Origin of the sequence: Streptococcus sp. 27098_8_74 (assembly GCF_041431705.1) — a bacterium.
GTDB lineage: Bacteria > Bacillota > Bacilli > Lactobacillales > Streptococcaceae > Streptococcus > Streptococcus salivarius_E.
Genome location: NZ_JAPVYF010000009.1, coordinates 38,706 through 63,180 on the forward strand (window position 1 = coordinate 38,706; position 24,475 = coordinate 63,180).

The following is a 24,475-nucleotide window of genomic DNA, read 5'->3' on the forward strand; positions in this document are numbered from 1 at the left end:
AAAAACATTGTCAAAAGACAAATAAAAGAGTAAACTAGAAGCTATAATTGAATTTTTATAAGGAGAGACTAATGGCTCATATTACATTTGATTATTCAAAAGTTTTGGATAAATTTGTAGCACCACACGAAGTGGACAACCTTCAAGCACAAGTAACAGTAGCAGACGAAATGATTCGCAAAGGAACTGGCCCAGGGGCAGACTTCCTTGGATGGCGTGACCTTCCAGAAAACTACGATCGTGAAGAATTTGATCGTATCTTGAAAGCTGCTGAAAAAATCAAAGAAGAAAGCGATGTTTTGGTTGTTATCGGTATCGGTGGTTCTTACCTTGGTGCCAAAGCAGCCATTGACTTCTTGAATCATCACTTTGCTAACCTTCAAACAAAAGAAGAACGCAAAGCTCCACAAATCGTTTACGCTGGTAACTCAATTTCATCAACTTATCTTGCAGACTTGCTTGAGTATGTTGAGGATAAAGACTTCTCAGTTAACGTTATCTCTAAATCAGGTACAACAACTGAACCAGCTATCGCTTTCCGTGTTTTCAAGGAACTCCTTGTTAAGAAATACGGTCAAGAAGAAGCAAACAAACGTATCTACGCAACAACTGACCGCCAAAAAGGTGCCGTTAAAGTTGAAGCAGATGCTAATGGTTGGGAAACTTTCGTTGTTCCAGATGACATCGGTGGACGTTTCTCAGTATTGACAGCTGTAGGTCTCTTGCCAATCGCAGCTTCAGGTGCTGATATCAAAGCCCTTATGGAAGGTGCTAACGCTGCACGTAAAGAGTATTCTTCATCTAAAATCTCTGAAAACGAAGCTTACCAATACGCTGCACTTCGTAACATCCTTTACCGTAAAGGTTACACAACTGAAATCTTGGCTAATTACGAACCATCACTTCAATACTTCTCAGAATGGTGGAAACAATTGGCTGGTGAATCTGAAGGTAAAGACCAAAGAGGTATCTACCCAACATCAGCAAACTTCTCAACAGACTTGCACTCTCTTGGACAATTTATCCAAGAAGGTACACGTAACCTCTTTGAGACAGTTGTTCGTGTGGAAAAACCACGTAAGAACGTGATTATCCCTGAATTGGAAGAAGACCTTGATGGACTTGGTTACCTCCAAGGTAAAGATGTTGACTTTGTTAACAAAAAAGCAACAGACGGTGTTCTTCTTGCACACACAGATGGTGATGTACCAAACATGTTCATCACTCTTCCTGAACAAGATGCCTTTACATTGGGTTACATCATCTACTTCTTTGAAATTGCTATCGCCCTTTCAGGTTATTTGAATGCTATCAACCCATTCGACCAACCAGGTGTAGAAGCATATAAGAAAAACATGTTCGCCCTTCTTGGTAAACCAGGATTTGAAGAACTTGGAGCAGAACTTAACGCTCGCTTGTAATTCTCAGATAAGATCAGCTTTGGCTGGTCTTTTTTTATCCATTTGTAGGCTAAACCCTCCATTAATGATTTCTTGTAGGATAATTTACGAATTTTTAGTTTAAATATTTTGGACTGGCTAGTTGGGTTTTGTGGCTCTTTAATTTAGAAATGATTGTTGCTATAATTAGTTCAAGTATAGGAGGATGAATCATGATTGGACCTGTGGAAATGGGTGCTTTGTTGAAAAAAATTCGTTTATCAAAGAATTTGACATTGAAAGAACTTGCTAGTGATTATTTATCAGTATCTTTCCTATCAAAATTTGAACGTGGGGAATCTGATATCTCATTATCTAGATTTTTTCTTTTGTTAGATAAATTGGATGTCAGTATTGAAGAATTCTATGGTATTTTATCTCAAGATAATCCAACTCATACTGAAAAGTTATTAGAAAGTGCTAGTAAGGCTTATTATCAAAACGATAGTTTATCGTTACAGAAGTACGCTCGAGAAGAGCGTCATAAATTTGAGCTCACACAAGACAAATCATTTCTCTATAACAGTATTATGCTAGAATCTTTTTTGGCAAGTGTTTCAAATAAAGAGGTTGATGCAAAGAAGGTAAGGGAATTAACAGACTATCTTTTTAGCATTGAACAATGGGGAAAAAGAGAGTTAATCATATTAGGAAATAGTATGTCGTTTATTTCCACCCAGACACTTAATGTTTTGACCAAGGAGATTGTGTATAGAACTAGACTTTTTGGAAATAGCGACTCAAATCAAAGAATCCGAATTAGTCTTCTTATTAATGCAGCTTCTGAATTTTTACGACGTGATGAATTAGATTTAGCGAAATACTATTTAGATTTAGTCAATGATAGTGGAATTCCTGAGGTCCTCTTATATGAAAGACATGAGTTGATATTTGTAATGGGGTCTTACTTGATAAAGTCGGGTGAAGTTGCTGAAGGGAGAAATCTAATTGAGGGGTGTTTAGAAACTCTTAGGACTTTAGGTGCGGAAAAGTTATTGCTTGCTAAGGAATTAGAGTATCAAGAACTACTCAATTCCACTATATGACAATTTTTTAGAGTGAGTTAAAAAATAGAATAAACTAAGACCATAGTACGACATCACTATGGTTTTTAATTTTCAATGGATATATGGTATTCCAATGTCTTCAATTTATCCAACTGATTATATACCAAGGTGATTTAGATTGTGAGGAAATCTATGAGAACCTATATTCTTAAATACAAGTATGACAATTTAGTTCATATCTTACTGTTAGCACTGAATTCTGCTATTTTTGTGAGTGCCTCGGTAACCTTAGCTTTAATGACGAATCAGCTGGTATCGAAGCGAATCCAATCTTTTTTAGCTCTATTAGGTCTAGAGTTGGGGCTTTACGTTATTTATTTAGTTTTGAATTATATTATTGCTGTACATCAAACAAAATTAATCCAAAAAATGACTTTGTCTATTCGTCAGTCTTATCTTAGTAAAATTATTCACCATTCTTTTAGTGAATTCAGAAAGACTGATATTGGAGAGCATCTCTCAGTATTAAATAATGATATCCAATTGATAGAATCAAATGGCTTTTCAAGTATTTATATCCTTTGTTCAACAGTATTCACCACTTTGTTTTCAATTATTGCCTTATTAAGTTATGATGTAAGGATTGTTCTTCTAGCCATTTTTTTGACTTTATGCCTGACTTATCTTCCCAAACCATTTACCAATAAAATGCAGAAATCAATGGAGATATTTTCCAAAGCGAATGAGGAGCTTGTTTCTGGAATAAGCGATCAGTTGTATGGATATGCGGATGTTTATTACGCCAGTCGTAAACAGATATTTCTTAGACAAGTGAGGTCCATTGTTGAGAAATATATTGTACAAAAAATTATTTTTACAAAAAGAAAGACTAGCACTGAGACGCTGATGGCTTTATTTTCAGTTATCGCCCAGATGTTGATACTTCTTCTAACTGGTTTGTTAATTATTTTTGGAAATATTACTGTTGGAACCATTGCCTCGGTAGGACAGATATCAGGTAATATTTTTAACTCTCTATCCACTATTAATCAGCTGCAAGTGACCATTAAGTCTGTCGATCCTATCTTAAGAAAATTTCACGATTTTCCAGAGGGTCCAAAGACTTGCATAGCGACTATTCAGGATGTTCGCTTTGAGAATGTAAGTTATCATTTTGGAGATAAGGCTATTTTTGAGGGATTCACCCAAACCTTTAAAAAAGGAGGCAAGTATGCTATTACTGGATGCTCAGGTAGTGGGAAGTCAACCCTGCTTAATATATTCCTAGGTAATCTTAAAGATTACGAGGGAAAAATCTTGTTTGGAAAATTGGAGTCAAAAGAGATTGATGAGAACTCAATCGTGTCTGAATGTGCCTATGTTGGGAGTCAAACTCATATCTATAATGATACCTTGAGGAACAATCTAACCCTTTGGAATGAAGCTATTACTGATACACAAATCAAGAAAGTTCTTGAAAGAGTTAATCTTTTATCTTTCTTAAACCGTATAGATGAGCAAGTAAGAGACGGTAGCTTTTCGGAGGGCCAAAAACAAAGAATAGGCCTGATAAGAGCATTTTTAAAAGGATGTTCTGTTGTGATTTTTGATGAAGCTACTGCAAATCTTGACCATAATAATGCTACTCGTATTGAGCACCTATTATTAAGTGATCCTAATATCACTTATATCACGGTTACCCACCATCTTATAAAGGAAAATGAACCATATTTTGATAAGATTATTCGTTTGGGAGAGGGGACTGAGTAAATGTTTCATATGATAGATGCTTAGGATTTATTTCAATTTTACTAACGGCAGTCAAAGTGCTATAATGTAAGGGATTGTGAATTTAGCAAGCTTTGCTATTTTCAAAAAAGAAAAAACAAATCAGAGATACAAATCTCTTAGAAGAGGTGAATCCCATGGGACGTAAATGGGCTAATATCGTTGCTAAGAAAACTGCTAAAGATGGTGCAAACTCTAAGGTTTACGCTAAGTTTGGTGTTGAGATCTATGTAGCTGCTAAACAAGGTGAACCAGATCCAGAATCAAACTCAGCTTTGAAATTTGTTTTGGAGCGTGCTAAACAAGCGCAAGTGCCAAAACACGTTATTGATAAGGCCATTGATAAGGCTAAAGGTAACACTGATGAAACTTTCGTTGAAGGACGTTATGAAGGTTTTGGACCAAATGGTTCTATGATTATCGTAGATACTTTGACTTCAAACGTTAACCGTACAGCTGCTAACGTACGTACTGCCTTTGGTAAAAATGGTGGTAACATGGGTGCTTCAGGTTCTGTTTCATACATGTTTGATAAAAAAGGTGTTATCGTTTTTGCAGGCGAAGATGCAGACGCAATCTTTGAACAATTGCTTGAAGCAGATGTAGAAGTTGAAGATGTAGAAGCAGAAGATGGTACTATCACTGTTTATACTGAGCCAACAGATCTTCACAAAGCTTTGGAAGCTCTCCGTGCTAACGGACAAGAAGAGTTCCAAGTGACTGAACTTGAAATGATTCCACAAACTGAGGTTACTCTTGAAGGTGAAGACCTTGAAGTTTTCGAAGGACTTATTGATGCGCTTGAAGCAGACGATGATGTTCAAAAGGTATATCACAACGTAGCAGATATGTAGTCTCATTCAGCACTTTCCGTCATAAGGAAAGTGTTTTTATGTGGTCTGTCTAAGGATTTGTCTTGCTTGTCCTGACTTAATCTGATATAGTAGTAGCCAAGTGAATTATTGGAGGAATACGAAATATGAATATGATGCTAGTTTTGGCCATTTATGTGGTCGCAATTGTTGCTTATGTAGCTTTCAGCCGTCGTCGCCAAGCAAAGGCACAGGAAGATCGTTTTGCAGGCCTTGCGAAGGGTGCTGAGGTTGAAACAATCGGTGGTTTGATTGCTATTGTTGATGAGATTGACAAAGAGAATAACCGTATCGTTTTGGATGCAGAAGGTGTCTTCTTGACCTTTGATTTGAGTCGTTCAATCATGAAAGTAATCACACCAGCACCAACTACAGAAACAGCAGAAACAACTGAAAAGACAATTATCGAAGAAGATTCAGCAATTGAATCTGCTGATGAAAAGTAAGATGTGTATTTGAGACTAGGTTAAATCCTGGTCTTTTTGCGTTTTCTAATCTTATCGGTATTAAAATCTGTTCAGAACCCCTGAAAATGTGGTAAAATAAAGGGTAAACTATATTTAGAGGATATTCCATGTTTAAATTTAGAAAAAAATCTCATCAAGAGGTTCTAGACAATATTCCCAACCATATCGGTATTATTATGGATGGAAATGGTCGTTGGGCTAAAAAACGTCTACAACCACGTGTGATGGGGCATAAGGCTGGGATGGACGCCTTGCAAAAGGTAACTATCGAAGCGTCACAACTTGGAGTTAAGGTATTGACAGTATATGCCTTCTCAACTGAAAACTGGTCACGCCCACAAGATGAAGTGAAATTCATCATGAATTTACCAGTTGAATTTTTTAACAAGTATGTACCAGAATTAGACAAAAACAATGTTCGTATTTTGACAATCGGAGATAACAGTCGTCTGCCTAAGGAAACCTTAGATGCTCTTGAAAAGGCAGTTGAGCAGACAAAACATAATTCCGGTTTGGTTCTCAACTTTGCACTGAACTATGGTGGTCGTGCGGAGATTGTATCTGCAGTTCAAGCGATTGCTAAAGAGGTTGAAGCAGGCAAACTCAGTCCTGAAGCTATTGATGAAGATCTCATTGCTAAGCATTTGATGACAGATAAATTGCCTTACCTCTACCGTGATCCAGATTTGATTATCCGTACGAGTGGCGAGCTTCGTCTTAGTAATTTCTTGCCTTGGCAATCTGCCTATAGTGAGTTTTACTTCACAGATGTTTTCTGGCCAGACTTTGACCAACAAGGGCTACGTCAAGCCATCTCTGACTACAATAAACGTCACCGTCGCTTCGGTGGTGTCTAGAAAGGACCTCTCATGCAAGAACGTTTAATTGGTGGGGGTGTGGCAGCAGCCATTTTCCTCCCATTGCTCTTTATCGGTGGTCTTCCTTTCCAACTTTTGGTTGGAGCCATGGCCATGGTTGCAGTGTCTGAGATGCTTCGCATGAAGCACTTGGAGATTTTCTCTATCGAGGGTATTTTATCAATGGTGGCAGCTTTTATCTTGGCTGTGCCGATTGATCAGTATTTTATCAGTCTTCCAACAAATGCTAGTGTGACAGGTTTCGCTGTTATTTCATTTTTGATTCTAGCGGGGACTGTCCTTAATAGCGACCATTATTCTTTTGATGATGCAGCTTATCCAATCGCATCTGCCTTTTATGTTGGTTTTGGTTTCCAAAATCTCATTGCGGCACGTTTGGATAGTTGGGAAAAAGTTCTCTTTGCCCTTTTTATTATTTGGGCAACAGATATTGGAGCTTACCTTTTTGGTCGTCAATTTGGTCAGAATAAGCTATTGCCAAAAGTATCACCAAATAAGACTATTGAGGGTAGTGTCGGTGGTATCTTATCCGCAATCATTGTGGCTCTTATCTTTGGTTTGATTAACCACGGCGTTTATGCCCCTCATAACTTCTTCTGGTTGCTTATCTGTACGATTCTCTTTAGTATCTTTGGTCAATTTGGTGATTTGGTTGAATCAGCTATTAAACGTCACTTTGGCGTTAAAGACTCAGGCAATCTCATTCCTGGACACGGTGGTGTTTTGGACCGTTGCGATAGCTGGATCTTCGTTTTCCCAATCATGCACTTCCTAGGACTTTTTTAAGAGTGGAGGTGTCTAGATGAAAGCTATTATTACCTTTTTACTGATTTTCTGTGTGATTGTCGTCTTCCATGAGTTTGGTCATTTCTTTTTTGCCAAACGCTCAGGAATTTTGGTTCGTGAATTTGCCATTGGTATGGGACCGAAAATTTTTGCACATACAGGTAAGGATGGTACCGTTTATACTATCCGTATCCTCCCTTTGGGTGGTTATGTCCGTATGGCTGGTTGGGGTGAAGATACAACTGGGATTAAAACAGGTAGCCCTGCCAGTCTAACGATTGGATCAGATGGTAAGGTAAGACGTATCAACCTTTCGGATCGCCAGGTTGACCAGACGGCTTTGCCTATGAACGTCACTGCCTATGATTTGGAGGATAAGTTAACCATTACAGGTCTAGTCCTAGATGAGACCAAGACCTATGAGGTTGATCATGATGCCACTATCGTTGAGGAGGATGGTACAGAACTTCGTATCGCTCCTAAGGATGTCCAATATCAAAATGCAAGCATTTGGGGACGTTTAATTACCAACTTTGCTGGTCCTATGAATAACTTCATTCTTGGGGTGCTTGTCTTTATTATCTTAGCCTTTGTTCAGGGTGGCGTTCAAGATACATCGACCAACCGTATCCAGGTAGCCGATGGAGGCGCTGCCCAGGTGGCAGGCTTGAAAAATGGTGATGCCATCGAGGCTATCAATAAGGACAAGGTTACTGATTGGGACAGCTTGAAGGAAGCATTGACAGAGAATACCCAGAAATTCTCCAAAGGTGACAGCCTTTCTGTGACAGTTAAGAGAAGTAACGGTCAGGAAGAAACAATCTCTGTTAAACCTCAGGAGAACCAAGGTAGCTACTTTTTGGGTGTTTCTCCTGCTTTAAAAACAGGTCTTAAAGATAAGATTTTTGGTGGTTTCCAAATGGCTTGGGAAGGGGCCTTCAAAATTCTCGTAGCACTTAAGGGACTTATCACCAACTTTAGTTTGAATAAACTTGGTGGACCGGTTGCTATGTTCCAGATGTCTGCCCAGGCTTCAGAAAATGGCTTGATTTCCATTCTTAACCTTATGGGGATGCTCTCAATTAACCTGGGAATTTTCAATCTTATCCCAATTCCAGCCCTTGACGGTGGAAAAATTGTTATGAATATTATTGAAGCCATTCGTCGTAAACCACTTAATCAAGAAATTGAAAGCTATATTACACTTGCAGGTGTTGCCATCATGGTTGTTCTTATGATTGCAGTCACTTGGAATGATATTATGCGTGCTTTCTTTTAATTAGAAACAAAGAAACGAAAGGAAGTCTAAGGGACTTGACCCAAGGGCCAGCCTCCTTAGTATGTAAATGATGAAACAAAGTAAAATGTTGATTCCAACACTTCGTGAAATGCCAAGTGATGCTCAAGTTATCAGTCATGCCCTTATGGTACGTGCGGGTTACGTGCGTCAGGTTTCTGCTGGTATCTATGCTTATATGCCATTGGCAAATCGTGCTATCGAGAAATTCAAAACCATCATGCGTGAGGAGTTTGAAAAAATCGGTGCGGTTGAAATGTTGGCGCCAGCGCTTTTGACAGCAGATTTGTGGCGTGAGTCAGGCCGTTATGAAACTTACGGTGAAGACCTTTATAAACTTAAAAACCGTGATAAATCTGACTTTATCCTCGGTCCAACTCACGAAGAAACGTTTACAGCCTTGGTTCGTGATGCGGTTAAATCATACAAACAATTGCCACTTAATCTCTACCAAATCCAATCAAAATACCGTGATGAAAAACGTCCTCGTAACGGTCTTCTTCGTACACGTGAATTTATCATGAAGGATGCTTATAGTTTCCACCAAAACTATGAAGATTTGGATGTCACTTATGAAGACTACCGTAAAGCTTATGAGGCTATCTTTACACGTGCTGGCCTTGAATTTAAGGGTATCATCGGTGATGGTGGTGCCATGGGTGGTAAGGATTCTCAAGAATTCATGGCGGTTACTCCTGAGCGTACAGATCTCAACCGTTGGGTAGTTCTTGACAAGTCAATTGCTTCATTGGATGAGATTCCAGAAGATGTCATGGAAGAAATCAAGAAAGAATTGACATCGTGGTTGGTATCTGGTGAAGACACAATTGCCTACTCTACAGAGTCAAGCTATGCAGCTAACCTTGAGATGGCAACAAACGCCTACACACCAGCGACCAAGGTTGTGACTCAAGAAGAAGTGACTCGAGTTGAAACGCCAAATTGCAAGTCAATTGATGAAGTTGCTGCTTTCTTGAATGTTCCAGAAGAACAAACCATCAAGACTTTGCTTTTCATTGCTGATGATGAACCAGTGGTGGCCCTTCTTGTCGGTAATGATCAGGTTAACGATGTGAAGTTGAAAAACTACCTTGCTGCTGATTTCCTTGAACCAGCTACAGAAGATGAAGCACGTCAAGTCTTTGGCGCTAACTTCGGTTCTCTTGGTCCAGTTAACCTTCCTGAAAATGTTCGTATCGTTGCGGACCGTAAGGTTCAAGACGTGGCTAATGCGGTTGTTGGAGCCAATGAAGATGGTTACCACTTGACAGGGGTTAACCCAGAGCGTGACTTCAAGGCAGAATACGTGGATATTCGTGAAGTTAAAGAGGGTGAAATTTCACCAGATGGTCAAGGTGTCCTTCAGTTTGCGCGTGGTATCGAGATTGGTCATATCTTTAAACTTGGTACACGTTACTCTGAAAGTATGGGTGCTAATGTTCTTGATGAAAATGGCCGTGCTGTTCCAATTATCATGGGATGTTACGGCATCGGTGTAAGCCGTATCTTGTCAGCTGTGATCGAACAACATGCACGTCTCTTTGTTAACAAGACCCCAAAAGGTCAATACCGCTATGCATGGGGAATTAACTTCCCTAAAGAATTGGCTCCATATGATGTTCACTTGATTACAGTTAACACTAAGGATGAGGAAGCCAATGTTTTGACAGAACGTTTGGAAGCTGCTCTTATGGCTGAAGGCTATGATGTCTTGACAGATGATCGTAATGAGCGTGTTGGTTCTAAATTCTCTGACAGTGACCTTATCGGACTTCCGATCCGTGTGACAGTTGGTAAAAAAGCCAGCGAAGGTGTTGTCGAAGTTAAAATCAAGGCAACAGGTGATACTATTGAAGTTAATGCCGATAACTTGATTGAGACACTTGCTATCTTAACAACAGAACAAAATGCTTAATATAAAAAATCTTTTCTTGCAGGAGCAAGAAGAGATTTTTCTTTTGTAGTGACAATGATAAATTGAGAGAAAAGAGAGTAAATTCCAATTTGACAGAATTGTCTAAATAGTGTAAACTTAAGACTATCATAACTACGGAGGCATCACATGCTTAACAAAGCGACCCATTTGGGAAATCTTAAAGCTTTTTATTACTTTAGTTTCTTTAGATAGGACGTTTGTGTTTCAGGATACAAGCGTCAGTCAGTTTGTATCTATGAAGCTAAAGCATTTTGTGATGGATTAGCCGATTAGATGAATAGGTCTAACCGGTGACATAAGCTAGCCTGTGCTAGTCAAGATGCATAAAACCAGTTGGGCCTGTCCTAACTGGTTTTTTTCATACCGTGGTCTATTTTTAATTTTCATTTGACCCTATCGTCTCGGAAAAAAGATGACAGAAAATTGGAAATAGATAGAATAAAAAATAGAGGTATACAAGATGAAGAAATTCTTGGTCAGTATGATGGCTGTTATTACAGCTGTCCTCTTGGTAGCATGTTCCAATGCTTCTAATAAAGATTTGGTTCACGTCGGTGTGCTCCAATATGTGGAACATCCTTCCTTGTCAGCGACACGTAAAGGGTTCATTGAAGAACTCAAAGAGGAAGGTTATGTCGACGGTAAGAACATCAAAATCGATTATCAGAATGCACAAGGAGATCAGTCTAACTTGCAGACGATTTCTCAGTCGCTTATTGAAGATAATGATGTCATGTTAGCTATCGCAACCCCAGCAGCCCAGTCTTTGAGTAGTTTGACAAAGGACAAGCCAATTCTCTTTACAGCTGTTACAGATCCAGTTTCAGCTAAATTGGTTAAGTCTATGGACAATGTTGGAGGAAATGTGACAGGGACAAGCGACATGTCACCAATCAACAAACAAGTCGAGTTGTTGAAAAAGGTCCTTCCAAACACTAAAAAAGTTGGGATTATGTACACGACCAGCGAGCGTAACTCAGAAGTTCAGGTTGAAGAAGCCAAGAAATACTTCAAGGAAGCTGGTATTGAAACGGTTATCAAAGGAATTTCATCAACCAATGATATCCAAGATACAGCCAAGAGCTTGATGAGTCAGACCGAAGTCATCTTCATCCCAACTGACAATACCATTGTTAGTGCTATTAATACCTTGGTAGATCTTTCTAAAGAGACTAAGGTTCCAGTTGTTGGTAGTGACGCTGGTAGTGTAGAAAAAGGTGTCCTATTCACTTATGGAACCAACTATGAAGCTCTTGGTCGTCAAACAGGTAAGTTGGCAGGCCGTGTTCTCCGAGGTGAGAAGGTCAAGGATGTCGATGCAGAGTATCCTAAAACACTAAATGTTGTGGTTAACCATGACATGGCTAAAGAACTTGGCATTGATGTTTCTAGTATTAGTGACGAGGAATCTAAAGCATCAATGCAAGATGACAAACCAATTGCTAAAAAAGATAAGGGTGTCATTAAGCTTAAGGTCAATAAGTCTTCTAAAAAAGGATTTTCAAATGTGGTGCTAACAGCCATTTCTCAGGGACTTCTCTGGGCAATCATGGCTATTGGGGTCTTCATTACCTTCCGTATTTTGGACCTTGCTGATTTGACAGCTGAAGGGGCCTTCCCACTTGGTGCTGCTACGACAACTATCATGATTATCCGTGGAATCAACCCAATCTTTGCGACTTTAGGTGGTTTTGTGGCTGGTATGCTTGCTGGAGCTGTGTCTGGCTTTATGCATACGAAAATGAAGATACCAGCACTTTTAACAGGGATTATTACCTTAACGGGGCTCTATTCCGTTAACCTTTTGGTTCTTGGAAGTGCCAATGTCTCTCTATCAGGACATAATACGCTAGTAACTATGGTGATGGGACTCGGTTTGTCTAAGCTGAATGGTGTGATTCTATTAGGACTAATTTTTGTTAGTCTGGTAGTGCTTATGTTGGTTGTTCTCCTTAATACGCAGGTTGGTCTGGCCCTTCGTGCGACAGGTGATAACCTTGCCATGGGTGAAGCCAATGGTATCAAGGTTGACCGTATGAAGATTCTTGGCTACATGATTTCCAATGGTTTGATTGCCCTATCAGGTGCCCTCCTAGCTCAAAACAATGGCTATGCGGATATGAATATGGGTACTGGTACAATCGTAAATGGCTTGGCTGCAATTATCTTGGCTGAAGTTATCGTCAAGTATCTACCACTTGGTAAACGCCTGTGGTCAATTGTTGTAGGAGCTGTTCTTTACCGTCTGGTCTTGGTTATTATCCTTGCCATGAACGTTGATGCTCAAATGTTGAAATTGGCTTCAGCCATCTTGCTTGCTGTCATCCTATACGTACCAGAAGTACGACAAAAATTGAAAATCAAACCTAACAAATCCTTGACTTTAGGAGGTGACAAGTAATGGCTTTACTTAGTTTACAACAGATTCACAAGACCTTTGAAAAAGGCACAGTCAATGAAAATCACGTCCTTCGTGGTTTGGATCTCGACATTGAGCAGGGAGACTTTATCTCTGTTATTGGAGGAAATGGTGCTGGTAAATCAACCTTGATGAATTCAATCGCTGGTGTTCTTAGCATTGATGAAGGGGATATCTTGTTGGAGGGACAATCTATTAAGAAAGCATCTGTAGATGAGCGCTCTAAAGATATTAGCCGTGTTTTCCAAGATCCTCGAATGGGGACAGCGACAAACCTTTCTATTGAAGAAAATATGGCGATTGCCTATCGTCGAGGTAAGAAACGTAGCTTCTTTAAAAAGTCTATTACTGAGAGCGAACGTCAAGTGTTCAAGGAAGCCTTGATAGATCTTGGTCTTGGGCTTGAAAATCGTATGAAGACCGATGCTAATTTCTTGTCAGGTGGACAACGTCAGGCCTTGACACTTGCTATGTCGACCTTGGTTCGCCCAAAGATTTTGCTTTTAGATGAACATACAGCTGCGCTAGATCCTAAGACAAGTGACATGGTCATGAATTTGACGCGTAAGATTGTTGAAGAACAAGAGTTGACAACTCTTATGATTACCCATAATATGGAACATGCTATCGAATATGGGAACCGTCTGGTCATGCTCTATCATGGTAAAATCGTCGTCGATGTGCGAGGTGAGGAAAAGAAAAATCTCACTGTTGCAGAACTTATGGATCTCTTCCACAAAAATAGTGGACAAGTCCTCAATGACGATGCCTTGGTACTCGGTTAATAAGCAAAAAGAAACTATCCAAAGTTTAGATTTTGGGTAGTTTTTTCTTGACTATTTTTGACCAAGTGCTAAAATAAATATATAGATTAGCACTCTTGGTTAATGAGTGCTAAAAATAACGTTTCAAACGTTACTAATAACAAATAACATTTGGAGGTAATCGGTATGGCATTGAAACCATTGGGCGATCGTATCGTTGTCCGTTTTGAAGAAACAGAAGAAAAAACAGCTAGTGGCTTTGTATTGGCAGGAGCCAGTCATGAAGCTACAAAGACTGCTGAGGTTTTAGCAGTAGGTGAAGGAATCCGTACTCTTACTGGTGAATTGATTGCACCTAGTGTTGCAGCAGGCGATAAAGTCCTTGTTGAAAATGGTGCAGGTGTCAATGTTAAAGACGGAGATGATTCCGTTTCAATTATCCGTGAAGCAGATATTTTAGCGGTCCTAGCTTAGGTCAATGCTGATCAGATATAAACTAAGATAAAGAAGGAGTAACTATGGCAAAAGATATTAAATTTTCATCAGATGCACGCGCAGCAATGGTTCGTGGTGTTGATACTTTGGCTGATACAGTTAAGGTAACGCTTGGCCCTAAAGGTCGTAACGTGGTTTTGGAAAAAGCTTTTGGCTCACCTCTTATCACTAATGATGGTGTAACAATTGCTAAAGAAATCGAACTCGAAGATCACTTTGAAAATATGGGTGCCAAACTGGTCAGCGAAGTGGCTTCAAAAACTAACGATATTGCCGGTGACGGAACAACGACAGCCACTGTTTTGACACAAGCTATTGTTCGTGAAGGTCTCAAAAATGTAACGGCTGGTGCTAATCCAATCGGTATCCGTCGTGGGATTGAAGCAGCTGTGTCTACAGCGGTTGAAGAGTTGAAAGCCATTGCTCAACCAGTTGCTAATAAAGAAGCCATTGCCCAAGTTGCAGCTGTTTCATCACGTTCTGAAAAAGTTGGTGAATACATTTCAGAAGCAATGGAACGTGTGGGTAATGACGGTGTTATCACTATTGAAGAGTCTCGTGGTATGGAGACAGAACTCGAAGTGGTTGAAGGTATGCAGTTTGACCGTGGTTATCTTTCTCAGTACATGGTTACTGATAATGAAAAAATGGTCGCTGACCTTGATAATCCATTTATCCTTGTGACTGACAAGAAAATTTCAAATATTCAAGATGTCCTCCCACTCTTGGAAGAAGTACTTAAGACCAGTCGTCCACTTTTGATTATTGCTGATGATGTGGATGGTGAAGCTCTTCCTACACTTGTTCTTAACAAGATTCGTGGAACTTTCAATGTTGTTGCTGTTAAGGCCCCTGGTTTTGGTGACCGTCGTAAAGCAATGTTGGAAGACATTGCCGTATTGACAGGAGCAACTGTTATTACTGAGGCCCTTGGTCTTGAGCTTAAGGATGCAACTATGGCAGCACTTGGTCAAGCTTCGAAAGTAACTGTGGATAAAGATAGCACAGTTATTGTCGAAGGTGCGGGAAGCGCAGAAGCGATTGCTAACCGTGTTAACCTCATCAAGTCTCAATTGGAAACAACAACATCTGAGTTTGACCGTGAAAAACTTCAAGAACGTTTGGCTAAATTGTCAGGCGGTGTTGCAGTTGTTAAGGTTGGTGCAGCCACTGAAACAGCCCTTAAAGAAATGAAACTTCGTATCGAAGATGCCCTTAACGCTACTCGTGCCGCTGTTGAAGAAGGTATTGTAGCAGGTGGTGGTACAGCCCTAGTTAACGTCATTGCTAAGGTTGCTGAACTTGATCTTGAAGGTGACGACGCTACAGGACGTAATATTGTCCTCCGTGCTTTGGAAGAACCAGTTCGCCAAATTGCCTATAACGCTGGTTATGAAGGTTCAGTTATCATCGATAAATTGAAGAACAGCCCGGTTGGTACAGGCTTTAACGCTGCTAACGGTGAATGGGTAGATATGGTTGAAGCAGGAATCATTGACCCAGTTAAGGTCACACGTTCTGCTCTTCAAAATGCTGCTTCAGTAGCAAGTCTTATCTTGACAACCGAAGCAGTCGTTGCCAACAAACCAGAACCAGAGGCTCCAGCAGCGCCAGCTATGGATCCAGGAATGATGGGTTACTAAGATTTAAAAAGCAAAAGAAAAAACCTAGGAAAAGTTGAGAAACTTTTTCTGGGTTTTCTTTTTTATTGTTAATGATTAATTAGTGAAAAGGGTTAAACATATTAGAATTTCCTTGTTCACCTGCCATTTGCATCATCATTTGTTGCTGCTTGATACGCTCTGCTTCCTTATTCATATTGATAGAAACAACAAGAAGGATGACCCAACCGATGAATGTCCAGTTTAGGAGGATAGATAAGACAAAGATTAGCCATTTCTTGTCTGTTTTATTTAGGAGGGCTGGTAAGATTATAAGTGCTACAAAAGGTAAAGAAAAAATTAGGAGGAAAAGTGCTAAGGGTAACGTTGCCCCAACTTCATCGCTAGCAACTCCAATTAAATATATTCCGAGGGCCCAGATGATAAATGGAATATCAGCGATGGCTAACATGATGAAGTTTGTCTGGGTTTTCTTGTCTTGTTTCTTCCAAGTTTCGTTTAGATTTTTACTTGCTTGTTGGAAAGTTTCACCAGTTTGATTCGCAAATTGGTTAACAGTCTGACTGGCAGTTTCTACAACAGGTTTAACTTGTTCCTGGAAGGTCTTTGATTGCTTTTCTTGAGATAAGTTAGTTGCTTGGAAAGTTTCTTCTTCATCTGCTGTAGAGTTAGTGAGTGGCTCTTCAGCGACGTCATAGCTGTCAACATCATTTTCGGTAGTTTCTACAACTTCTGTTGATGGTGCAGGTTCTGTAGGCTCAACACCTTCTGAGTCTTGCTTAGTTTCTACAGTGTCTTTTTGTGGGACAGGTTTTGTTATTTCGACAGTTTGTTTGGGAGTTTCTCGGACAAACTCGCCTTTCTGAGCTGCTTCAGCCATTTCTTGAATACTTGGATTACGACCATTAACTGCTTGGAAAAAATCGATCCAATCTTGTTGCTTCATGTGTATAACCTCCAGATATCTTGATTATAAAAATGTTGATAATTACAATTATAGCAATAGTGTAAGGGGACTACAATGGGAGTCTTTACTTTATTTCCTTATAATCTTCTTATCACTAAAGATGGGAAAGAGAAAGAAATAGGTTAGGATATAGACCACTAGAGGATATATCAGTGGATTATAGTCCCAGGCTCCTTGCCAATCTAGGTGTAAGAGTCTAACACTAGCGCGTGTTAGACCGGCACTCCAAGCTTTAAGGCCAAATGGTCTTAGGATTAAACTGAGTGGTGTTGGAAGATGTAAAAGGTAGACTCCATAAACTGCCACTAAAACTAAGAGATATAATCTAAAAAAACGCTGGTGGTAGGCCCACAAGCGTGTGAAATAGTTTTTCATTAGCCAATAACTGCAAATAGTTTTTGAGCGTTTGATTGGCGAGTAGCATCCATGATGAGGAATAAGTCAACGATTGACCAGATACCACATCCACCACACGTCAAAAGTTTACCAACACCGAGACCAATTTGTCCTAATAGAAAGCGGTCAATTCCAAGAGTCCCACCTAGAAGTGAAATAATCAACAACATTGTTGGATCTTGGAAGCTGATTGAGTAAAGCATTGAAAGTTGTTGCTCAGGAAGTGCTTCAAGACGTTGACGGATGTACTGAACTTGTTCTGTTGGGAAATACTTGGCGTTAATGGTTATCCATTGATCGACTGGATTCATAAATTAAATACCCCTCAAATTTTAAATGATATGTAAAGGATAACATATTGTAAAGGGAGATTCAAGGCGGTCAAGGCTTTTGAAGTCAATAAAAGCAACTTATTTGCAAGCTTCCACTGTGTCATAACTAGAGGATCATTAGGATAATCCTTTCGCACTATGCTTGAGAATGAGCCTACTTCTATTATTTGTGATTTCTCAACCCTTTTTCAAAACTGTCTGAACTCGCCTTAACAGTGATTTTTTCGAGTGTTAAGGGATGGGTGAAACTAAGAGTGTGGGCGTGGAGCATGAGTCGAGATGCGGGGCGGTGGCTATAAAGAGGGTCCCCCAGAATGGCATGACCATGGTGGGCCAGATGCACCCGAATTTGGTGGGTCCGTCCGGTTTTTAGTTGACAATTGACCAGACTGGCTCCTTTGAAGGATTTGAGGCGCGTGAAGGTTGTATAGGCAACCTGCCCTTTTCTAGGATCAACCACTCGTTTTCTACGATCATGGCGGTCGCGTCCAATCTTGTCGTTGTACACAGTCTCCTTGGTCTGAAATTTACCTTCAGCCAATGCCCAGTATTGACGCTGAATCTTCTTATCTTCCAAGAGTCTATTGAGAATAGGGAGAATAAAAGGATTTTTTGCGAAGAGTACAGCCCCACTAGTTTCCATGTCTAGTCGATGAACGACGTAACAGGTTTGCCCACAATAGGCCGAAACATGGTTAAGTAGAGCAATTTCTGTGGGTTCATTACCATGCGTCTTCATTCCTTCAGGCTTATTGACCACGATGAGATGCTGATCCTCATAAAGAGGCTCTACCAGACTGGCATTTCCCATAGGGATAATTTTTTCAGGGTAGTCCTCCCGGTCAAAGGTCAGGCTAATCTTATCGCCTTTTTCAACAGGACTCTGCCAATTAATAGCTTCTCCATTGATGAGGACGTGCTTTTTCGTGCGTAGGAAATGACGAATCTTACGAGGAATGAGGAGCTTAGTTTCTAGCAAGTCTTTGACAGTCGTTGCAGGATAAGGATTGATAATTTCTACGTGTAAAGTCATGGTTTCATTATATCATGAACGTTTAAAAGAGGACAGAACCTGTAAAAACTTGGTATAATAAGGTTATGACATTTTTTGATAATCTAAAAAACAAACTTTTTAAAGAAGAAACTAGCGGAAAGGGTCAGGAATCCCATCCTGCTGGAAAATCGCAGGATTTACAAGATAAGATAAAGGGACTCTTTGCTAAGAAACCTGATGAGGTTGAACAAGCCGTTGAAGACCTAGATATGTCTCAGGAAAGTCAAGAGACGTCACGTTATCAACGTTCTAAGCAAAAGAAACCTATTGATACCACCAAACCCTTAGGTAAGGTTCAGGCGTTCTTGAGTAAGTTTACGCTTTCGCCAAGAAATCCTATTCGCCGTTTCTGGCGTCGCTATCATATTGGGAAAATTCTCTTCATCATGCTAGCTGTGCTGGTTCTGACAGTAGGTTCCTACCTTTTCTATATTGCCAAGACGACCAATGTTTCAGATCTTCAAGATGCCTTGAAAGCCACTACGGTTATCTATGACAAAGAAGGCAATCAAGCTGGTTCATTGTCAGGGCAAAAAGGGACTTATGTGGAGCTGGATGCTATTAGTGATAGCTTGGAGAATGCTGTCATAGCAACTGAGGACCGTACCTTCTATAAAAATAGCGGGGTTAACGTCAAGCGATTCCTCCTGGCTATTGTGTCCATGGGGCGCTTTGGTGGTGGTTCCACCATTACCCAACAGTTGGCTAAAAATGCTTTCTTGACTCAAGAACAGACTGTTACTCGTAAGGCCAAGGAATTCTTCCTCTCTTTGGAATTAACAAAGAAATATAGCAAGCAAGAAATCCTTACTATGTACCTCAATAATGCCTACTTCGGAAATGGAGTTTGGGGTGTTGAAGACGCCAGCCAAAAATACTTCGGGACAAGTGCTGCCAATCTAACCGTTGATGAAGCAGCGACCCTCGCTGGTATGCTTAAGGGACCTGAAATTTATAACCCAATCGATAATATCCAAAATGCGACCAACCGTCGAAACACTGTCCTCGCCAACATGGTTGATGACAAGAAGTTGAGTCAAGCAGATGCCGACAGTGCGGCTGGAGTTGATATGGCTAGTCGCCTGGATGATACCTATCAAGGGACTGGTGATGACTACAAGTATCCGTCTTACTTTGATGCCGTCATTGAAGAAGCTACAAAGACTTATGGCTTGAGTGAGGATGAAATCGTAAAAAATGGCTACAAAATCTACACAGAGATGGATGCCAACTCACAAGCTAATATGCAGCAAACCTACGAAAATACCTATCTCTTCCCTACATCAGAAAGTGATGGTAGTACAGCTCAGTCAGCTAGTGTGGCACTTGATCCAACAACTGGAGCGGTCCGTGGTCTAGTAGGTCGTGTAGGTGGTACCAGTGACACAACCTTCCGTAACTTTAACTATGCAACCCAAGGTAAACGTAGTCCTGGATCAACCATCAAACCTTTGGTAGTCTATGCCCCAGCTCTGGCTTCAGGATGGAGCATCAATAAGGACCTTCCGAATAAACCAATCGACTATAATGGCTATACCCCTACTAACTATGGTGATATTGAAACAGAGGATGTGCCCATGTATCAAGCTTTGGCCAACTCCTACAATGTCCCAGCAGTTTACCTCTTTAATCAAATCGGTATTCAAAAGGGGATTAGTTACGGTCAAAAATTTGGTCTTAACTTTGACAATGTTCCAGAAGAACTGGGAATTTCACTTGGTGGTGGTGTGACAGCCAGTCCTCTTCAAATGGCTCAGGCATATGCTACCTTTGCTAATGGTGGTGAGATGAACACAGCTTATTTCATTACTAAAATTGAAAATGCCAGTGGTGACATTATTGCTACCCATAGTAAGAAGTCTAAACGTGTTATCAGCCAGTCAGTAGCTAACCAGATGACCAGCATGATGCTTGGTACCTTCTCAAATGGTTCTGCTGTGAATGCCAACTACACGGGTTACACAATGGCAGGTAAGACAGGTACTGTTCAGGCTGAATTCAACAAGGATTTGACTAGTGACCAGTGGGTGATTGGTTATACTCCTGATGTGGTCATGACGACCTGGATTGGTTTTGATAAGACTGACGAAAGTCACTACCTAACAGGAGCTAGCTCGGGAACAGCTTCGACGATCTTCAGCTATATCGCTGCGGATGTTTTACCAAATACACCAGGTACTGAGTTTACTGTTGAAAATGCCTATGCAGCTGATGGTCAAACCCTAGACTATACGGCAGATCCAAATGACTCACGTAATAGTAGTAACAAGTCATGGACAGATAAGGCATCAGATGTTGTGAATGACGTTAAAGATCAGGCAAGTAGCCTATGGGATAAGATTACAGACTCCTTCTCAGGTCTGTTTAGATAGCTTGTCAATTGCACCTAAAAGTGGTAAGATAAAAAGAACGGAGGCGTTATGGCACAGAAAAAAGCAAGCCTAGCGTGTGCTGAATGCGGGAGCCGAAACTACTCAATTAATGTGAGTAGCACTCCCAAACCAACACGACTAGAAGTTAACAAATTTTGTAAACATTGTAAAAAATACACCTTGCATAAGGAAACAAGATAGGAGACACCGTGAGACAAACTGGAAGTATTTTCAAAGTCTTGAAAGACACGACTTGGCCAGACCGTAAACAACGCTGGCACGATTTTATTTCAGTTCTTGAGTATACTGCGTTCTTCACTGTCATCATCTATGCGTTTGATGAATTGTTGAGTCGCGCTATGTCAGCACTGATTAACTTTTTCTAAAGAAAACACAAAAAGAGTGGGAATGCCTGCTCTTTTTTGTTATAATAAATGCAGATAAAAGTGAGAATAAGGGCCATCAGGCTTTTTTATTACGCTTTGAATTAAACCATAGGCATTCATTTACATTTAACACTCGAATCTAGAAGATAGCTAGCCAAAGTTGTTTAAATGTCATTTAGAAAAAAGAAAGGAATCCTCAAATGCTAGATTCATTCGACAAGGGCTGGTTCGTCCTTCAAACGTATTCAGGATACGAAAACAAAGTTAAAGAAAACCTTTTGCAACGTGCTCAAACTTATAACATGCTTGAAAATATCTTGCGTGTTGAAATCCCAACTCAAACTGTCAATGTTGAGAAAAACGGTAAAGTTAAAGAAGTGGAGGAAAACCGCTTCCCTGGTTACGTTCTTGTTGAGATGGTAATGACAGACGAAGCATGGTTCGTTGTCCGTAATACTCCGAACGTTACTGGTTTCGTTGGATCTCACGGTAACCGTTCTAAACCAACACCACTTTTGGAAGAAGAAATCCGTCAAATCTTGATTTCAATGGGTCAAACAGTTGATGTCTTTGACACTAATATCAAGGTTGGTGATGTGGTTCAAATCATTGATGGTGCCTTTATGGGTCAAGAAGGCCGTGTTGTAGAAATTGAAAACAACAAGGTTAAAATCATGATTAACATGTTTGGTTCAGAAACAGCTGCTGAACTTGAACTTTACCAAATCGCTGAACTTTAAGATAGACAAAAGAGGTTGGGATAAGTGACTTCAACCTCGAAAGACTATCTCATTAAACTTGAGGGGAGAGACTAGAAGCTAGATTTTTGAAATTTAGTTATGTGTCACTCCCTTTTTTCTAACGGATGATGAATTATAAACGATTTTATGATAGGATTAGTACTCCTTTACGTTCTTACGCTAAGGTTTTAGAAGGCTTGAACAAAATTATAACTAGGACTTTTTACCTGCTTTTTCCTATATTTCTTATTTGGGTTTTGCTAAGGGGTGGGTGGTTTATTCTCTCTACGACAGTGCTTATTATGGGGGGAGGCTTTTTCCTTCTTTCTCTTGGTCGTAGTCTCTATAATCGACCGCGTCCATACCAGACTTGGGCTATCCAACCCCTTATTAAGAAGGACAGTCTAGGCAAGTCCTTTCCCAGCCGGCATGTTTTCTCAGCGACTGTTATTGCTATGTTGGCGCTGACGCTTAACCCCTGGCTAGGTGGGGTTATGCTTTTTCTGGCGGGTGCTCTAGCTCTTTTGCGCGTGCTAGGTGGTGTTCACTATCCTAGTGATGTTTTGGCAGGCTACGTCATTGGAATCCTTGTGGGTCTTCTTCTTTACCTATAGAAAATCTAGTCCTTCTTTGAAAGAGGAGGGCTTTTTTCGTTGAAAAAGGAAAGGCACCTCTAGGGCACCTTTTCTTTTGTTCTAAAATTCGAGTTGGCAATTAAAGGCTGTTCCCACCATTAGATATTGGCTTAGTTTAGGACATGTTCTGTAATAGCTTGAGCCACACCATGTTCATCATTTGAAGTCGTTACTAAGTTTGCAGTTTCCTTAACCCCTTCAGGTGCATTGCCCATAGCAATTCCCAGGCCAGCTAGGGCCAGCATAGGACTGTCGTTGAAGTTATCTCCGATTGTCATGACTTCTTCAAGAGGAAGGTCGTAATATTTGGCAACCTCGATGAGAGCGTGTTCCTTAGAAACATGTTTGGCTGTGACTTCAAGATAGTTATCTTTGGATAAGTAGAATGCTGTCTGTGTAAAATCCATGCTTAGGAGTTTTTGATGGAGGTCCTGAATAACTTCAGGCTCATCAATCAACAAAAGCTTGTGGATAGGAGGCTCTGAATCTGAGACCGTGTCTTGCAGCTCCTTAATAATAGGAGATTCACCCGTGATACTTCCTTCCAACTGAGACCATTTGTCTAGTTTGTTGGTAATCCAGTCCTTGCCAGAGTAGATATTCACAGAGACACTTGGATAATCTGTGGATAAGTAGCTAAGAAGTTCTTGAATTTCAGCTTTATCCACAGGGTGTTGGATGATAGTACGGTCACCCTCAAGTACTAAGGCGCCGTTGTAGCAGGCGATGGGATTGTCATGAAGTCCCAGTTTATGAGCGATTGGTTGCATCCCTAGTGGAGAACGGGCAGATGCTAAAACAAAGGGAATATTTGCCTTTTCAAGCTCTGGCATTACCTCAATCAGTTGTTCATCTACCTGGTGGTTACTAGTGAGAATAGTGCCATCAATGTCACTGATAATCAAACGGATATTATTCATAATCGCTATCCTTTCCATCATATAAAATCGTTACTCTGTCTTTAAGGGCTTCGACCAAATCAGAATCAGGTTCCTTATCTGTAATCCAGTAGTCAAAGCCTTCAATCTTGCCCAAGATATATTTGGAATGTTTTTCATACTTGTCTGATTCAGCAATAAGAACCTTGGTTCGGGCAGCCTGCATGGCCAGTTGCTTAACAGCAACATCCTCCTCGTCCTCATAACTGACCACTCCTTGATTGAGACTAGCCGCTCCAAAGAAGGCTAAGTCAAATTGTAGATGTTGCAAGAGCTGGGCTTCGTGAAGCGAATAGTAGAAGCGGTTTTTACTGTAAAATCTTCCTCCCAAGAGATGAAAGTCAACGCCTTCTTTGCCACTTAGGACCAATGCGTTGTCCAAAGAGTGGGAGTAGATAGTGACCTTCTTAGTCAATTTTTGTGAGACTTCAAGCATCAAGGTAGAGACATCGAAAAAGAGTAGAGATTGGTCTTTGACCAAGCTAAGCGCTAGGTCTGCCATTTTTTTCTTGTCTTCAGTGAGTCCTTTCTGACGTTCCTGGAAGCCAAGAACAGTGGTATTTTTTACTGGAAGAATGCCACCATGGGTACGCTGAGCCAAATTCCTCTGGCTGAGGCAGTCGAAATCTCTTCTGACAGTATCTTTGGAAACTTCTAATTCATCAACCATTTCCTTGACAGATAGTTTTCCTCTCTCCTCCAAAAGTGTTAATATTTTCTCTAATCGTTGCTCCTGATACATGAGTCACCTTCTTTCTGATACTAGTATAGCATCTTTTTGCTTTTTCACAATACAAAAGCGCAAAAAAACTTAAAAAGAATGAAAAGAACGCAAAACAGACTCAAGTGAATTTGCCTTTTAAAGTTCCCTTATCATCTTTAAAA

At 40.3% G+C, this 24,475-nt stretch carries 24 protein-coding genes; 18 read left to right on the top strand and 6 right to left on the bottom strand.

Annotated elements, in window-relative coordinates; all coding sequences use genetic code 11:
* The first annotated feature begins 71 nt into the window (after nt 1-71).
* From O3670_RS04875 to groL, 13 genes are all read left to right on the top strand, one after another.
* The gene (locus tag O3670_RS04875; RefSeq protein ID WP_002883580.1) at nt 72-1,421 is read left to right on the top strand and encodes a glucose-6-phosphate isomerase; all 1,350 of its coding nucleotides are present in this window, start codon (nt 72-74) and stop codon (nt 1,419-1,421) included.
* 191 nt (nt 1,422-1,612) lie between these two features.
* Entirely contained in the window at nt 1,613-2,485 is an 873-nt protein-coding gene (locus tag O3670_RS04880; RefSeq protein ID WP_151404616.1) for a helix-turn-helix domain-containing protein, read from the top strand.
* Nucleotides 2,486-2,638: 153 nt separating this feature from the next.
* Nucleotides 2,639-4,216 (top strand): ATP-binding cassette domain-containing protein, encoded by a 1,578-nt coding sequence (locus O3670_RS04885; RefSeq protein WP_148513095.1) that lies wholly within the window; start codon nt 2,639-2,641, stop codon nt 4,214-4,216.
* A gap of 155 nt (nt 4,217-4,371) precedes the next feature.
* Nucleotides 4,372-5,088 carry a YebC/PmpR family DNA-binding transcriptional regulator gene (locus O3670_RS04890; RefSeq protein WP_002883635.1) on the top strand — a complete coding sequence of 239 codons (717 nt, stop codon included), beginning with the start codon at nt 4,372-4,374 and terminating at the stop codon, nt 5,086-5,088.
* A 125-nt stretch (nt 5,089-5,213) separates the two neighbouring features.
* Nucleotides 5,214-5,552 (top strand): preprotein translocase subunit YajC, encoded by a 339-nt coding sequence (locus tag O3670_RS04895; protein WP_038675213.1) that lies wholly within the window; start codon nt 5,214-5,216, stop codon nt 5,550-5,552.
* A 128-nt stretch (nt 5,553-5,680) separates the two neighbouring features.
* Nucleotides 5,681-6,430: an undecaprenyl pyrophosphate synthase gene (gene uppS / locus O3670_RS04900; protein ID WP_002886457.1), complete on the top strand. Its 750-nt coding sequence runs from the start codon at nt 5,681-5,683 to the stop codon at nt 6,428-6,430.
* A gap of 12 nt (nt 6,431-6,442) precedes the next feature.
* Nucleotides 6,443-7,237, top strand: a complete 795-nt coding sequence (locus O3670_RS04905) for a phosphatidate cytidylyltransferase (RefSeq protein WP_037610707.1) — start codon at nt 6,443-6,445, stop codon at nt 7,235-7,237.
* Between the two features lie 16 nt (nt 7,238-7,253).
* Nucleotides 7,254-8,516, top strand: a complete 1,263-nt coding sequence (locus tag O3670_RS04910; RefSeq protein WP_371595852.1) for a M50 family metallopeptidase — start codon at nt 7,254-7,256, stop codon at nt 8,514-8,516.
* A gap of 70 nt (nt 8,517-8,586) precedes the next feature.
* Nucleotides 8,587-10,449 carry a proline--tRNA ligase gene (locus tag O3670_RS04915; protein WP_371595853.1) on the top strand — a complete coding sequence of 621 codons (1,863 nt, stop codon included), beginning with the start codon at nt 8,587-8,589 and terminating at the stop codon, nt 10,447-10,449.
* Nucleotides 10,450-10,930: 481 nt separating this feature from the next.
* Nucleotides 10,931-12,871, top strand: coding sequence for an ABC transporter substrate binding protein (locus O3670_RS04920; RefSeq protein ID WP_371595854.1), 1,941 nt, complete (start codon nt 10,931-10,933; stop codon nt 12,869-12,871).
* Nucleotides 12,871-13,674: an ABC transporter ATP-binding protein gene (locus O3670_RS04925; protein WP_037600174.1), complete on the top strand. Its 804-nt coding sequence runs from the start codon at nt 12,871-12,873 to the stop codon at nt 13,672-13,674. The genes O3670_RS04920 and O3670_RS04925 overlap by 1 nt, the downstream gene beginning before the upstream one ends.
* Nucleotides 13,675-13,839: 165 nt before the next feature.
* The gene (gene groES, locus O3670_RS04930) at nt 13,840-14,127 is read left to right on the top strand and encodes a co-chaperone GroES (RefSeq protein ID WP_002883604.1); all 288 of its coding nucleotides are present in this window, start codon (nt 13,840-13,842) and stop codon (nt 14,125-14,127) included.
* A 44-nt stretch (nt 14,128-14,171) separates the two neighbouring features.
* Nucleotides 14,172-15,791 (top strand): chaperonin GroEL, encoded by a 1,620-nt coding sequence (groL, locus tag O3670_RS04935; protein ID WP_371595855.1) that lies wholly within the window; start codon nt 14,172-14,174, stop codon nt 15,789-15,791.
* Between the two features lie 79 nt (nt 15,792-15,870).
* Here groL and O3670_RS04940 read toward each other — a convergent pair whose 3' ends face one another.
* The 4 genes from O3670_RS04940 to O3670_RS04955 all read right to left on the bottom strand — a co-directional run bounded on the left by O3670_RS04940 (nt 15,871) and on the right by O3670_RS04955 (nt 18,498).
* A complete protein-coding gene (locus O3670_RS04940) occupies nt 15,871-16,716 on the bottom strand; it encodes a superinfection immunity protein (RefSeq protein ID WP_002889817.1) in 846 nt (281 codons plus the stop codon).
* A gap of 90 nt (nt 16,717-16,806) precedes the next feature.
* A complete protein-coding gene (locus O3670_RS04945; RefSeq protein ID WP_073689661.1) occupies nt 16,807-17,112 on the bottom strand; it encodes a DUF2752 domain-containing protein in 306 nt (101 codons plus the stop codon).
* Nucleotides 17,112-17,444: a TM2 domain-containing protein gene (locus O3670_RS04950; RefSeq protein WP_013989998.1), complete on the bottom strand. Its 333-nt coding sequence runs from the start codon at nt 17,442-17,444 to the stop codon at nt 17,112-17,114. The genes O3670_RS04945 and O3670_RS04950 overlap by 1 nt, the downstream gene beginning before the upstream one ends.
* Before the next feature lie 184 nt (nt 17,445-17,628).
* On the bottom strand, nt 17,629-18,498 hold the full coding sequence (locus tag O3670_RS04955; RefSeq protein WP_037600181.1) for an RluA family pseudouridine synthase: 870 nt from the start codon (nt 18,496-18,498) through the stop codon (nt 17,629-17,631).
* Nucleotides 18,499-18,563: 65 nt separating this feature from the next.
* Here O3670_RS04955 and pbp2a point away from each other — a divergent pair, with 65 nt between their 5' ends.
* The 5 genes from pbp2a (at nt 18,564) to O3670_RS04980 (ending at nt 22,631) form a co-directional block, all read left to right on the top strand.
* Complete coding sequence (gene pbp2a, locus O3670_RS04960; RefSeq protein ID WP_073685727.1) at nt 18,564-20,891, top strand: penicillin-binding protein PBP2A; 2,328 nt, start codon at nt 18,564-18,566, stop codon at nt 20,889-20,891.
* Nucleotides 20,892-20,939: 48 nt separating this feature from the next.
* Nucleotides 20,940-21,092, top strand: a complete 153-nt coding sequence (rpmG, locus tag O3670_RS04965) for a 50S ribosomal protein L33 (protein ID WP_002886472.1) — start codon at nt 20,940-20,942, stop codon at nt 21,090-21,092.
* A gap of 8 nt (nt 21,093-21,100) precedes the next feature.
* On the top strand, nt 21,101-21,277 hold the full coding sequence (gene secE / locus O3670_RS04970) for a preprotein translocase subunit SecE (protein WP_002883656.1): 177 nt from the start codon (nt 21,101-21,103) through the stop codon (nt 21,275-21,277).
* A gap of 200 nt (nt 21,278-21,477) precedes the next feature.
* Nucleotides 21,478-22,017 (top strand): transcription termination/antitermination protein NusG, encoded by a 540-nt coding sequence (nusG, locus tag O3670_RS04975; RefSeq protein ID WP_002883644.1) that lies wholly within the window; start codon nt 21,478-21,480, stop codon nt 22,015-22,017.
* 125 nt (nt 22,018-22,142) lie between these two features.
* Nucleotides 22,143-22,631 (top strand): phosphatase PAP2 family protein, encoded by a 489-nt coding sequence (locus tag O3670_RS04980; protein WP_037600187.1) that lies wholly within the window; start codon nt 22,143-22,145, stop codon nt 22,629-22,631.
* 131 nt (nt 22,632-22,762) lie between these two features.
* On the opposite strand, the gene O3670_RS04985 is transcribed toward O3670_RS04980, so the two are convergent.
* Together O3670_RS04985 and O3670_RS04990 are read right to left on the bottom strand one after the other, a co-directional pair.
* Entirely contained in the window at nt 22,763-23,572 is an 810-nt protein-coding gene (locus O3670_RS04985; protein ID WP_037600188.1) for a Cof-type HAD-IIB family hydrolase, read from the bottom strand.
* Nucleotides 23,565-24,332, bottom strand: coding sequence for a DeoR/GlpR family DNA-binding transcription regulator (locus tag O3670_RS04990; RefSeq protein ID WP_037600190.1), 768 nt, complete (start codon nt 24,330-24,332; stop codon nt 23,565-23,567). Before O3670_RS04990 ends, O3670_RS04985 begins: the two co-directional genes overlap by 8 nt.
* Between the last annotated feature and the right edge of the window lie 143 nt (nt 24,333-24,475).